The following is a 12,900-nucleotide window of genomic DNA, read 5'->3' on the forward strand; positions in this document are numbered from 1 at the left end:
GCGGCAAGGCAGAGAATACCATTCAACTTCCACTGTTCATGGGAATTCTTTTTATGACATCTGCAAAAACACTTTTAATCACCGGCGTCAGCAGCGGGTTTGGTCGTGCGCTGGCGCAGGAAGCCCTCGCCGCAGGCCATCGGGTTATCGGCACCGTGCGCAATCACGAGGCACAGCAGGCTTTCGATGCGCTTGATGCGCAGCGGGCCTTTAGCCGCCTGCTTGATGTTACCGACTTTGAGCGTATTGATAAGGTGATTGCGGAAATTGAATCCACCGTTGGTCCGATTGACGTGCTTGTCAACAATGCCGGTTACGGCCATGAGGGCATCATGGAAGAATCCTCGCTTGCAGAAGTGCACCGTCAGTTTGACGTAAATGTGTTCGGCGCGGTAGCGATGATTAAAGCCGTGCTGCCGGGCATGCGCCAGCGGCGTCACGGCCATATTATTAATATCACCTCGATGGGCAGTTTTATCACTATGCCCGGCATCAGCTCTTACTGCGGCAGCAAATTCGCCCTGGCTGGGATATCAGAAACGTTAAGCAAAGAGCTTGCTCCGTTCAATATACACGTGACGGCCGTGGCGCCTGGCTCCTTTCGCACCGACTGGGCCGGACGATCGATGGTACGCAGCGCGCGCAGCATCCCGGACTATGACGCTTTATTTAATCCCATTCGACAGGCACGTGAGGAAAAAAGCGGTAAGCAACTCGGCGATCCCGTGAAGGCTGCACGCGCCATGCTGGCAATCATTGAGAGCCAGAACCCGCCAACACAGTTGTTATTAGGCAGTGATGCATTAAGTCTGGTGCGGCAAAAGCTCGCGGCGCTTAGCAAGGAAATAGAACAATGGGAAGAAGTGACGCGCTCAACGGATGGTTGAATAACGAAAGATAAGCGCTGCAAAATTTACACAGAAGAAGAGAAGAAAACGGGGCGAAGTTCGCCCCGTTATTATGTTGCTACAGTAAACGGAGATTAACCGATGGTCATCAGGCTGGCATTGCCGCCTGCCGCCGCGGTGTTAACGCTGAGTGAACGCTCAATCAGCAAACGCTCCAGCAGCAGATTGGTTTCACCACGGCCAAAGCCCTGTACCGAAACAATCGCGCCTTCCCGTGCGGCTACGGTTTCGCAAACGCTGCGTAGCTGATCGGCATCGCCGTGATAAATCACCGCGTCAAACTCAGTTTGCTGCGCCAGCGGACTGGCGGCAAAGTCGATACGGCTTTGCACTGTCGCAGGCAGCTTCTTCGCCAGCGAGCGATGCAGTTCATCATCCTGCCACAGCGCACGACTGCCTACGGCGGTCACGGCGGCAAGCTGCACCAGCGCATCCTGCTCGTTATCCGCAAGGCAAAGTACGCGCTCGCGCGGCAGCAGCGTGAAGGTGTTGCGCTCGCCCGTTGGGCCAGGCAGCAGACGAACGGTGCCGCTTTGTCCCAGTTCCGCGAACTGTTTGCAAATTGCCGCCAGCTCTGGCTTATCCTTCGCCCATTCCGTCAGCGTCTGATGGGTGGTCAGCAATACCGGACGCAGCGCCGCATCAACCGGACGTTCGCTGTCCTGGCGATCCAGCGTCAGCTTCAGCGCGCCTTCCGGACGGTTAGAGAGCAGACGATACAGATAAAGCGGCCCGCCCGCTTTTGGACCGGTGCCGGAAAGGCCCTCGCCACCGAACGGCTGCACGCCAACCACGGCACCAACCATATTACGGTTAACGTACAGGTTGCCCACTCTGGCGCTGGCGGTAACCTGATTGATGGTTTCATCAATACGCGTATGCACGCCCAGCGTCAGGCCATAGCCGGAGGCGTTAATCTGCTCGATAATTTTCGGCAACGTGCTGCGGTTATAGCGCACCACGTGCAAGACCGGGCCAAAGATCTCTTTATCCAGATCCGCGACGTTTTCCAGCTCAATCAGCGTTGGCGGAATAAATGTGCCGCTCTGCCACTCTTTACTGTCGTGCGCATCGTTAAAGGCGGCCTGGTAAACCTTCATCCCTTTACTGCGCATCGCCTGAATATGGCGCTCGATATTCTCTTTCGCTTCGCTGTCGATCACCGGACCGATATCGGTTGAAAGACGTTCAGGATTACCCATGCGGCATTCGGCCATCGCGCCGCGCAGCATTTGCAGCGTATGGTCGGCCACGTCTTCCTGAATACACAACATACGCAGGGCAGAGCAGCGCTGGCCCGCACTGTCGAAAGCCGAGGCGACGATATCGACCACCACCTGTTCAGTCAGCGCGGAAGAGTCGACGATCATGGTGTTCATACCGCCGGTTTCAGCGATTAACGGCGTTGGTCTTCCCTGCGGATCCAGACGACCTGCAAGGTTACGCTGTAATAGCGTTGCGACCGCGGTAGAACCGGTAAACATGACGCCACGTACGCGGTCATCGCCGGTCAGCTGCGCGCCCACGGTTTCACCCATGCCCGGCAGAAGCTGTAACGCACCCACCGGCACGCCCGCCTCATGCAGAATAGCAACGGCGGCAGCGGCGACCAGCGGCGTCTGTTCGGCAGGCTTAGCCAGCACGCTGTTGCCAGCGGCCAGCGCGGCGGCAATTTGTCCGGTAAAGATCGCCAGCGGGAAGTTCCACGGGCTGATACAGACTACCGGGCCCAGCGGACGGTGCGTTTCGTTATCAAAATCGTCACGTACCTGCCCGGCGTAGTAGTGCAGGAAGTCCACGGCCTCTCGCACTTCGGCAATGGCGTTATTAAAGGTTTTGCCCGCTTCACGTACCAGGATACCCAGCAGACGCTGTAGCTGTCCTTCCATCATTTCGGCGGCGCGAGTCAAAATTTCTGCACGCGCGGCAGGCGGGGTGGCGAACCAGATTGGGCCAGCGTTGACGGCGGCATCCAGCGCGGTAGAAACTTCCCGGGCCGTAGCGTGGCGCACATAGCCAACGATATCGGCAGGTTCTGCCGGGTTAACGACCGGCAGCTGTTCGCCGCTTTCCGTTTCACCATCGATAACCGGCGCGGCATGCCACGGCTGGATAGCGCTATTAAGCAGGGCGCTGGAAAGCGAAGCCAGACGATGCTCGTTGGCCAGATCCAGACCGGCAGAGTTCTGGCGATTGTCGCCATACAGATCGCGCGGCAAAGGAATTTTTGGATGCGGCAGGCCGATTGCGCCTTCCGTGCGGGCCAGTTTTTCGACTTCCTGTACCGGATCGGCAACCAGGTCTTCAATTTGCAGCGTGTTGTCTGCAATACGGTTAACGAAGGAAGTGTTTGCGCCGTTTTCCAGCAGGCGACGCACCAGATAGGCCAGCAGCGTTTCATGTGTGCCGACCGGCGCATAAATACGGCATGGGCGATTCAGCTTGCCGTCGGCCACTTTGCCTACAACCTGTTCGTACAGCGGTTCGCCCATGCCGTGCAGGCACTGGAACTCATACTGGCCAGGATAATAGTTGTTACCCGCCATCTGATAGATCACCGCCAGCGTGTGCGCGTTATGCGTAGCAAACTGCGGATAGATCAGGTTAGGTACCGCCAGCAGCTTGCGCGCGCAGGCCAGATAAGAGATATCGGTGTAAACCTTGCGGGTGAATACCGGGTAGCCTTCCAGTCCGTCCATCTGCGCGCGTTTGATTTCGCTGTCCCAGTAGGCGCCTTTTACCAGACGGATCATCAGGCGGCGGCGGCTGCGCTGAGCCATATCGATGAGCGCATCGATCACAAACGGGCAGCGTTTCTGGTAGGCCTGAATAACAAAACCGATGCCGTTCCAGCCTTCCAGCTCCGGCTCAAAGCAGAGTTTTTCCAGCAGATCCAGCGACAGCTCCAGCCGATCCGCTTCTTCCGCATCGATATTGATGCCGATGTCGTAAGAGCGCGCCAGCAGCGTCAGCGATTTCAGGATGGGGTAAAGCTCGCTCATCACGCGTTCATACTGCGCGCGGCTGTAGCGCGGATGCAGAGCGGAGAGCTTGATTGAGATGCCCGGGCCTTCATAAATGCCGCGGCCGTTAGAAGCCTTACCAATAGCGTGGATCGCCTGCTGGTAGGAAACCAGATAGGCTTCGGCATCTTTAGCCGTCAGCGCGGCTTCGCCCAGCATGTCATAAGAGTAGCGGAAGCCTTTCTCTTCCAGCTTGCGGGCATTGGCCAGCGCTTCCGCGATGGTTTCGCCGGTAACAAACTGTTCACCCATCAGGCGCATCGCCATATCCACGCCTTTGCGGATCAGCGGCTCGCCGCTTTTACCGATGATGCGGTTCAGAGAGCGGGAGAGGTTAGCTTCGTTATGCGTTGCCACCAGGCGGCCGGTAAACAGCAAACCCCAGGTCGCCGCATTAACAAACATCGAAGGGCTACGGCCCAGGTGCGACTGCCAGTTGCCGTTGCTGATTTTATCGCGGATCAGCGCGTCACGGGTTGGCTTATCAGGGATACGTAATAGCGCTTCCGCCAGGCACATCAGCGCCACGCCTTCCTGAGAAGAGAGTGAGAACTCTTGCAGCAGCGATTGCACCATTCCGGCGCGCCCGCCTGCACCTTTTTGGTGCCGAAGGGCGGTAGCGAGCTTGTGAGCCAGCTTTTGCGTTTGCTGTCCTAATGGCTCGGGCAGACGGGCCTGCTCAAGCAACATCGGCACTGCCTGTGTCTCAGGCGTGCGCCATGCCGCAGTGATGGCCGAGCGCGTAACCGACTGTGGCAGAATATGTTCTGCAAACTCCAGAAACGGCTGATGCAGTTCTTCAACCGGCGCCTCGTTGTTCTCCTGAGCCACCGCCTGCAAAGGGAATTCCGGCAGGGCGTCGCCTCTTTCCAGCTGTTCCAGATAGTTAAAAATAGCCTGTTTAATCAGCCAGTGCGGCGTGCGGTCGATCTGGCCTGCGGCCTGGCGAATACGGTCGCGCGTGGCCTCGTCCAGCTTAACGCCCATAGTGGTTGTGCCCATGCCTTCAAACTCCTTGCAAATAGTCAAAAATGAAACTGGCAAGCAATATCACTTAAGTTGCAACTTTGTGCAACCTTGTTAAATGTGACCCTGATTGCAGAGTGCAAAATCGCTTTTTTTAAAAGCGGCATGAATATTGCTGCAAGAATCCGGCCAGATTTGCGAAACGCCACAATTTCTGGTTTTACAGGGGTTTTTTGGCAGGTGCTACCGGTGAGTTTGTGATCCAGTGCAACCTGTCAGATCGCCGTAAACGATGTAAGGTGAAATTTATGTAACGAGTGTGTTAAACCATTCAGCGGTGTTGTACCAGCTGACGGTTTACGGCAGGATACCCCGCCTGGGATGGGGATGAGTGGCACCGCTACGTTCCGGCGGTAACGCAAATAGCCTGGCGGTTGCACATTAACAATAATAAGTGGAGAACCTGAATGACAGTAAGTACACCGATGATGGTGACCTTTTGCGTTTATATTCTTGGCATGGTGTTTATCGGCTTTATGGCCTGGCGCTCGACCAAGAATTTTGACGACTATATTCTCGGGGGACGTAGCCTTGGCAGCGTGGTAACCGCACTGTCGGCAGGCGCATCAGATATGAGCGGCTGGCTGCTGATGGGCTTGCCCGGCGCTATCTTCCTGTCCGGTATTTCAGAAAGCTGGATCGCCATTGGCCTGACGCTGGGCGCCTATCTGAACTGGAAGATCGTTGCCGGACGCCTGCGCGTACAAACCGAACATCACGATAATGCATTAACGCTGCCGGATTTCTTTGCCAGCCGTTTTGAAGACCATAGCAAAATCTTGCGGGTTATCTCGGCGCTGGTCATTCTGGTGTTCTTCACTATTTACTGCGCTTCCGGCATTGTGGCCGGTGCCCGCCTGTTTGAAAGCACTTTTGGCATGAGTTATGAAACGGCGCTGTGGGCCGGTGCGGCCGCCACCATCATCTATACCTTTGTGGGTGGTTTCCTGGCGGTAAGCTGGACCGATACCGTTCAGGCCAGCCTGATGATTTTCGCACTAATCCTGACGCCGGTAATGGTGATTATTGCCGTAGGCGGACTGGGCGACTCGCTGGCGGTTATTCAGGCCAAAAGCATTGAGAATATCGATATGCTGAAAAACCTGAACTTCGTGGCGGTGATTTCGCTGCTGGGCTGGGGGCTTGGCTACTTCGGCCAGCCGCACATTCTTGCTCGCTTTATGGCGGCAGATTCTCACCACTCTATCCGTAGCGCGCGCCGTATCGGTATGACGTGGATGATCCTGTGCCTCGGTGGCGCAGTAGCCGTCGGTTTCTTCGGTATTGCCTATTTCCAGAACCATCCTGAACTGGCGGCGGGCGTCAGCGATAACAGCGAGCGTATTTTTATCGAGCTGGCTCGAATTCTGTTCAATCCATGGATTGCCGGGATCCTGCTTTCTGCTATCCTGGCGGCGGTGATGTCGACGCTGAGCTGCCAGCTGCTGGTTTGCTCCAGCGCGCTGACGGAAGATCTCTACAAGAACTTTTTGCGCAAAAACGCTACCCAGCGCGAGCTGGTCTGGGTAGGGCGGCTGATGGTGCTGCTGGTGGCCGTGATCGCTATCGCGCTGGCTTCTAACCCCAATAACCGCGTGCTGGGACTGGTAAGCTACGCCTGGGCCGGTTTTGGTGCTGCCTTCGGCCCGGTAGTGGTCTTCTCGCTTATCTGGAAGCGCATGACGCGTAACGGTGCGCTTGCCGGTATTATCGTGGGTGCCGCTACCGTGCTGATCTGGAAGCAATACGCATGGCTGAACCTGTATGAAATCATTCCGGGATTCATCTTTGCCAGCATTGCTATCGTGGTATTCAGCATGATTGGCAGCAAGCCTTCCGCAGCGGCGGTAGCGCGTTTTGAAACGGCGGAGGCCGAGTTCCATTCGCGTTAACAGTAGGTGACAAAGCTTAAAGGTGGTGGATAAACCTTAAGCGCTTTGTTTACAAGCTAAGGCTCGCTTCGGCGGGCCTTTTTTATGCGAGGGTGGGGGCAGAATAACGGCAGGCATCAGGTTAATTATAAGGATCTTAAGAGAGCGAAAGGTTGAAACGCTACTTTTATAGGGTTATGATTGGGTCATATAACAAGGATTTGTTGCATGGACTATGGATTAGAAACGCTTCTGAGCTTGCACGGTACAAAATATGAATATGCCTGTGGCTACTGGTATGAAATTATCGCTTATCGGGTAGAGCCGGGCATTAACAGGCCACACGGCATCAGATATTCGTTAACGCTGCACGATCGCCATAATCAACGTGTTTACGGTATGGATAATGCGCATGCGCCTCACTGTCCGCAAAAAAGAATGTCAAGAGCGCGGATCCAGCGATGGGATCACGTGCACCAGACGCTGACAGATAAGGGTAAGCCTTATGATTTTGTTGATGCGGCACAGCTCATGGAACATTTTTTTACCGCTGTTGACGACATTATCGCGCAAGTGATCCAATGACGTTATAAAACAAGGGACTATTATGAAAGCACTTATTGGTATTATGCCGGAAAATGAATTTCGCGCGCGAATAATGGCGATTGTCAGAAAAGAATATGTGCCCGCTGAGGATGAGCCGAAAATCTGGTTTTCATCGCTTAATGCCGTTGCACAGATCCTCAGCCCTGAAAATCTTGAGCTGCTGGATCTCATCGATCGGGAAAAACCAGAAAGCATCTCCCGCCTGGCGGAATTGTCGGGACGGGCAAAGAGCAATCTTTCAGCCACGCTTACCACGCTGGCAAAGCATGGTTTTGTAAAAAAGGTAAAAGGTAATAACTGCATCAAACCCGTCGCTATTTTTACCGAATTTGATATCAGAACCGCCCGTTTCCCGCCCCGAAAAGCCAGCGCTGCCGCATAAGCGTTTCCCCCGTCATTGTGCGGGGCGTTCACTTCCTTCCATGTTTCGCCAGCCTGGAGGCGTAAGACCACCTCAGACAGTGAAAATAAACGGCCCGCCTCTTGTATTTCTTATGCCGATAATGATAATCGGTATCGTTTAGATTTACCCTTCTTTACCCGTTGCCCGTTCCTTCTTTGATGCCCGAGGTGCCTGTGTTTGTGCCGTTTCTGATTATGTTACGCGAAGGCCTCGAAGCCGCGCTGATCGTTAGCCTGATTGCCAGCTATTTGCAGCGCACCCAACGCAGCGAATGGTTTGGCGCCATGTGGGTTGGCGTGTTTGTCGCCGCCACGCTCTGCCTGGTGCTGGGCTACGTTATCAACGAGACCACCGGCGAGTTTCCCCAGCAGGAACAGGAACTTTTTGAAGGCGTGGTAGCGGTGGTCGCCGTCTGCATCCTCACCGGAATGGTGTTCTGGATGCGCAAAGTTTCACGCAATATCAAAGTGCATCTGGAAGGCGCGGTGGATAACGCTTTACAGCGCGGAAAGGGCGGTGGCTGGGCGCTGGTGCTGATGGTTTTTCTGGCCGTCGCGCGTGAAGGGCTGGAATCGGTCTTTTTTCTGCTGGCGGCCTTTCAGCAGGATGTTGGTATTGCGCCGCCGGTTGGCGCTATCCTGGGGCTGGCCACGGCTATCGTGCTCGGCATGCTGATTTACTGGGGCGGCGTGCGGCTGAATATGGCGGTGTTCTTTAAATGGACCAGCCTGTTTATCCTGCTGGTCGCGGCGGGCCTTGCGGCGAGTGCCGTTCGTGCATTTCATGAAGCCGGCTTGTGGAACGCGTTCCAGGGCCAGGCTTTCGATCTCAGCGACGTGCTTTCTACCAGTACGCTAACCGGTACGCTGCTGGAAGGCGTTTTTGGCTATCAGGAAGCGCCAAGCGTCAGTGAGGTCACGGTCTGGCTTTGCTATTTCATTCCTGCGCTGCTGCTTTATTGTCTGCCTGCACGGCCTTCGGCTGCGGCAATTTCACGTTAATTTGTTCGGCTTACACCTAAGGGATTTATCATGATTCACCGTTTTCGTAAGACGTCGCTGGCGGCAGCGCTGCTGGCCTGTTCTTCTGCTGCTCTGGCTGCAAATGTACCCCAGGTAAAAATCACGGTTAACGACAAGCAGTGCGAGCCGATGAACGTCACCGTCAATGCCGGTAAGACGCAGTTTATTATCCAGAACAACAGCCAGAAAGGGCTGGAGTGGGAGATCCTGAAAGGGGTCATGGTGGTGGAAGAGCGGGAAAACATCGCGCCAGGTTTTACACAAAAGCTTACCGCTAATCTTGCAGCGGGCGAATATGAAATGACCTGTGGATTGCTCAGCAACCCTAAAGGCAAGCTGGTGGTGAAAGGTGTGCAGGATAAGTCAGACGCGCAGCCGGTGCTGATGCAGCTGGCTGGCCCACTGGCCGACTACAAGACCTGGGTCAACAGTGAAGTAGCCGCGCTGGTTACGGGCACCAAAGCCTTTACCGATGCGGTTAAAGCGGGCGACATTGAGAAAGCGCAGGCGCTCTATGCGCCAACGCGCGCGCACTACGAGCGTATTGAGCCAATCGCCGAGCTCTTCTCCGATCTGGACGGCAGCATTGATGCCCGTGAAGATGACTATGAGAAAAAGGCCGCCGATCCTAAATTCACCGGCTTCCACCGCCTGGAAAAAGCGCTGTGGGGCGACAAGTCAACCAAAGGCATGGAAAGCTACGCCGACAGGCTCTATGCCGACACGCTGGAACTGCAAAAACGCGTCAGCGAACTGGCTTTCCCGCCGGGTAAAGTGGTGGGTGGCGCGGCCGATCTGGTTGAAGAGGTTGCTTCCAGCAAAATTTCCGGCGAAGAAGATCGCTACAGCCGTACCGACCTGTGGGATTTCCAGGCCAACATTGATGGTGCACAAAAGATCGTTAACCTGCTGCGTCCAATGCTGCAAAAAGCCAATCCCGACCTGCTGGCGAAAATCGACGCTAACTTTAAGAAAGTTGACGCGGTTTTATCTAAATATCGCAGCGGCGAAGGATTTGAATCCTATGACAAGTTAACCAGCGCCGACCGTACCGCGATGAAAGGGCCTGTCACTACGCTGGCGGAAGACCTGGCTTTACTGCGCGGAACGCTGGGACTGGATTAGTATGGTAAAGCGAGCTGATGACGAAGCGGCGCTGCCTTCGCGCCGCCGTCTGCTTAAGGGAATGGGTATTCTTGGCGGCGTCGCGCTGACGGGCGGCTGTCCGGCACATGGCGCGACGGAAAAATCGTTTTCGCCGGGCGCGCTGTCGCCCAATGCCCGACAGCAGACCCAGCCTTTCTTCGGCCCGCATCAGGCTGGCATCGTCACGCCACAGCAGGCGGCGATGATGCTGGTGGCCTTTGACGTGCTGGCTGCGGATAAGGCCGATCTGGAACGCCTGTTCAGGCTGTTGACCGATCGCATTGCTTTTTTGACCCGGGGCGGTAAAGCGCCGCTGGTCACTAATCCTCGCCTGCCGCCGATGGATTCCGGTATCCTGGGTGAAACGATTTATCCCGATAACCTGACGATAACGGTTTCGGTCGGCAATGCCTTGTTTGACGAACGCTATGGCCTGCAGGCGTCAAAGCCGCGCAGGTTACAGCCGATGACGCGTTTTCCTAACGATGCCCTGGATGCCAGCCTGTGCCACGGCGATCTGCTGCTGCAAATCTGTGCTAATACCAACGACACCGTTATCCATGCGCTGCGTGATATCATCAAGCATACGCCGGATCTCCTTAGCGTTCGCTGGCGGCGGGAAGGGTTTATCTCGGACCACGCAGCGCGCAGCCAGGGTAAAGAGACGCCGATTAATCTGCTGGGCTTCAAAGACGGTACGGCCAATCCCAATACGGCCGATGGCTCATTGATGGATAAAATCTTATGGGTGACCACTAAGCAGGATGAGCCTGGCTGGGCAGTCGGCGGCAGCTATCAGGCCGTCCGGATTATACAGTTTCATGTTGAATTTTGGGATCGCACGCCGCTGCGGGAACAGGAAAACATTTTTGGCCGCGTCAAGCACAGCGGTGCACCGTTAGGCATGCTTAACGAACACGATGTGCCGGACTACGCCAGCGATCCGGAAGGTACGATTACACCGCTGGACGCGCATATCCGTCTGGCAAACCCGCGCACGCCTCAGACCCAGGAAAACCTGATGCTGCGTCGTGGCTACAGCTACTCGCTGGGCGTATCTAATTCTGGCCAGCTGGAAATGGGACTGCTGTTTGTTTGCTATCAGCACGATTTGCAAAAAGGCTTTCTTGCTGTACAAAAAAGACTCAATGGTGAGGCGCTGGAAGAATATATCAAACCCGTCGGCGGCGGTTATTTTTTCGCGCTGCCCGGCGTCGTTGACGACAAACATTATCTTGGACAAGCTTTACTTCAGGCCTGATGGTTTTCAACCTTCCGTTACGCCTCGTGCGGAAGGTTGTTTTTTAATCAATTGCCAACTTTCTAACCAGTTCTCACTATTTAGAAAAAAGTGTTCCTCGATTATCAATAGCTATCTCATTGAATTTTATCACCTGTTAATTTAGCCATCGCGTACGCGTCCTGTTATTCGGTGGTTTCCTCTGCCTCGCCTGCAAATTTAATGTTGCATTATTGTGGGAATATGTTGAAATTTAATTATCAGGCGTCAGATGTTTCCAGTGTGCAACACGGAGATCGCGAATGGACAAGTCCTTTTACGGACATAAGCGTCAGACAAATATCGCATCCTTACGCGAGGGCCTCATTGCCCCGGTGACTTTCTCCCTCTTTTTTTCACTTCGTGCCGACTCTTTTCAACACCATCCGGTACCCGTATCTTTATCCCGAGTACCATTCCAAAGGCCAGCTAAGGCTTACAAGGAAGCCGCCAAAACCTCTAAAGCGTTCACGTAATCGCACCGCCTTATCGGGTGTGGGAAATGAAACCAACTGTAAGGTGCCACTATGGGAAGACAGAAAGCAGTGATCAAAGCTCGTCGTGAAGCCAGGCGTGTGCTTCGTAGCGATTCACGCAGTCATCGTCAGCGTGAAGATGAATCGGTCACCTCGCTGGTGCAGATGGGTGGGCTGGATGCAATTGGCATGGCGCGCGACAGCCGCGACCATTCACCGATTGAAGCCCGTAATGAAGCTCAGGCGCACTATCTTAAAGCCATAGAGACGAAGCAACTGATTTTCGCCACTGGCGAAGCAGGCTGCGGTAAAACCTGGATTAGCGCTGCGAAAGCGGCCGAGGCCCTGATAAATAAGGATGTAGAGAGGATCATAGTGACGCGTCCGGTGCTGCAGGCGGACGAGGATCTGGGATTTTTGCCCGGCAACATCGCAGAAAAATTCGCTCCATACTTCCGGCCGGTCTATGACGTTCTGGTTAAACGTCTTGGTTCTTCCTTTATGCAGTACTGCCTGCGTCCCGAAATAGGTAAGGTTGAGATTGCACCTTTTGCCTATATGCGCGGACGTACCTTCGAAAATGCCGTGGTGATCCTTGATGAGGCGCAAAATGTCACCGCCGCCCAGATGAAGATGTTTCTGACTCGCCTTGGGGAAAACGTTACCGTTATCGTGAACGGCGATATCACACAGTGCGATTTGCCGTCACACGTTCACTCCGGCCTCAGCGATGCGCTGGCCCGCTTCAAAGAGGACGAGATGATTGGCGTGGTGCGTTTTGGTAAAGAAGATTGCGTACGCTCACAGCTCTGCCAGCATACGCTGATGGCTTATGGTTAACAGCGATAACAATCGATAGCTTTTTATCGTCATCTTAAACAGTTGCTCTGCAAGCCCGAACGGGGAAATCCCGGTTCGGGCTTTATTTTTGCCTGCTTTACGCCTTTTTTCCTGATTTTTTCTTCGTCTGTAACTTTTTTTGCGCTGCCTTTGGCTTAAAAAAATAGTTCAGATTAGTGAATGCGTTAGCTGAAAAATGAGACGGAATTGTGCAGAAGCTTTAAAGCTCGAATAGGTTGTGCCGATAGTAGTGATTGTCAAGATAAGTGCCTGTCGCGCACCTTTCCCCCTTTTGAGAGC

9 protein-coding genes are annotated in these 12,900 nt (G+C 54.5%); 8 read left to right on the plus strand and 1 reads right to left on the minus strand.

The window, feature by feature from the left end:
- Window positions 1-53 precede the first annotated feature (53 nt).
- The gene (locus tag ACMGGR_RS07650) at window positions 54-887 is read left to right on the plus strand and encodes an oxidoreductase (protein ID WP_414148568.1); all 834 of its coding nucleotides are present in this window, start codon (window positions 54-56) and stop codon (window positions 885-887) included.
- Between the two features lie 95 nt (window positions 888-982).
- Here ACMGGR_RS07650 and putA read toward each other — a convergent pair whose 3' ends face one another.
- Window positions 983-4,933, minus strand: coding sequence for a trifunctional transcriptional regulator/proline dehydrogenase/L-glutamate gamma-semialdehyde dehydrogenase (putA, locus tag ACMGGR_RS07655; RefSeq protein ID WP_414148569.1), 3,951 nt, complete (start codon window positions 4,931-4,933; stop codon window positions 983-985).
- 431 nt (window positions 4,934-5,364) lie between these two features.
- Between putA and putP the strand changes: the two genes are divergently transcribed.
- From putP to phoH, 7 genes are all read left to right on the plus strand, one after another.
- The gene (gene putP, locus ACMGGR_RS07660; protein WP_414148570.1) at window positions 5,365-6,849 is read left to right on the plus strand and encodes a sodium/proline symporter PutP; all 1,485 of its coding nucleotides are present in this window, start codon (window positions 5,365-5,367) and stop codon (window positions 6,847-6,849) included.
- 207 nt (window positions 6,850-7,056) lie between these two features.
- Window positions 7,057-7,413 carry a DUF6516 family protein gene (locus tag ACMGGR_RS07665; protein ID WP_246757627.1) on the plus strand — a complete coding sequence of 119 codons (357 nt, stop codon included), beginning with the start codon at window positions 7,057-7,059 and terminating at the stop codon, window positions 7,411-7,413.
- Between the two features lie 22 nt (window positions 7,414-7,435).
- Window positions 7,436-7,816 (plus strand): helix-turn-helix domain-containing protein, encoded by a 381-nt coding sequence (locus ACMGGR_RS07670; protein WP_246757626.1) that lies wholly within the window; start codon window positions 7,436-7,438, stop codon window positions 7,814-7,816.
- A 194-nt stretch (window positions 7,817-8,010) separates the two neighbouring features.
- Window positions 8,011-8,838: an iron uptake transporter permease EfeU gene (efeU, locus tag ACMGGR_RS07675; RefSeq protein WP_246757625.1), complete on the plus strand. Its 828-nt coding sequence runs from the start codon at window positions 8,011-8,013 to the stop codon at window positions 8,836-8,838.
- A 27-nt stretch (window positions 8,839-8,865) separates the two neighbouring features.
- Complete coding sequence (gene efeO / locus ACMGGR_RS07680) at window positions 8,866-9,984, plus strand: iron uptake system protein EfeO (RefSeq protein WP_414148925.1); 1,119 nt, start codon at window positions 8,866-8,868, stop codon at window positions 9,982-9,984.
- A gap of 1 nt (window position 9,985) precedes the next feature.
- The gene (gene efeB / locus ACMGGR_RS07685) at window positions 9,986-11,266 is read left to right on the plus strand and encodes an iron uptake transporter deferrochelatase/peroxidase subunit (RefSeq protein ID WP_414148571.1); all 1,281 of its coding nucleotides are present in this window, start codon (window positions 9,986-9,988) and stop codon (window positions 11,264-11,266) included.
- 545 nt (window positions 11,267-11,811) lie between these two features.
- A complete protein-coding gene (phoH, locus tag ACMGGR_RS07690) occupies window positions 11,812-12,600 on the plus strand; it encodes a phosphate starvation-inducible protein PhoH (RefSeq protein WP_246757623.1) in 789 nt (262 codons plus the stop codon).
- Window positions 12,601-12,900 lie beyond the last annotated feature (300 nt).

Origin of the sequence: Erwinia sp. BNK-24-b (assembly GCF_047456155.1) — a bacterium.
GTDB lineage: Bacteria > Pseudomonadota > Gammaproteobacteria > Enterobacterales > Enterobacteriaceae > Erwinia > Erwinia phyllosphaerae.

Bases quoted from the DNA above. Each gene is read 5' to 3' on its own strand.
- efeB (WP_414148571.1), top strand. From the start codon at position 9,986: ATGGTAAAGCGAGCTGATGACGAAGCGGCGCTGCCTTCGCGCCGCCGT.
- ACMGGR_RS07665 (WP_246757627.1), top strand. From the start codon at position 7,057: ATGGACTATGGATTAGAAACGCTTCTGAGCTTGCACGGTACAAAATAT.
- ACMGGR_RS07650 (WP_414148568.1), top strand. From the start codon at position 54: ATGACATCTGCAAAAACACTTTTAATCACCGGCGTCAGCAGCGGGTTT.
- putA (WP_414148569.1), bottom strand. From the start codon at position 4,933: ATGGGCACAACCACTATGGGCGTTAAGCTGGACGAGGCCACGCGCGAC.
- phoH (WP_246757623.1), top strand. From the start codon at position 11,812: ATGGGAAGACAGAAAGCAGTGATCAAAGCTCGTCGTGAAGCCAGGCGT.
- ACMGGR_RS07670 (WP_246757626.1), top strand. From the start codon at position 7,436: ATGAAAGCACTTATTGGTATTATGCCGGAAAATGAATTTCGCGCGCGA.
- putP (WP_414148570.1), top strand. From the start codon at position 5,365: ATGACAGTAAGTACACCGATGATGGTGACCTTTTGCGTTTATATTCTT.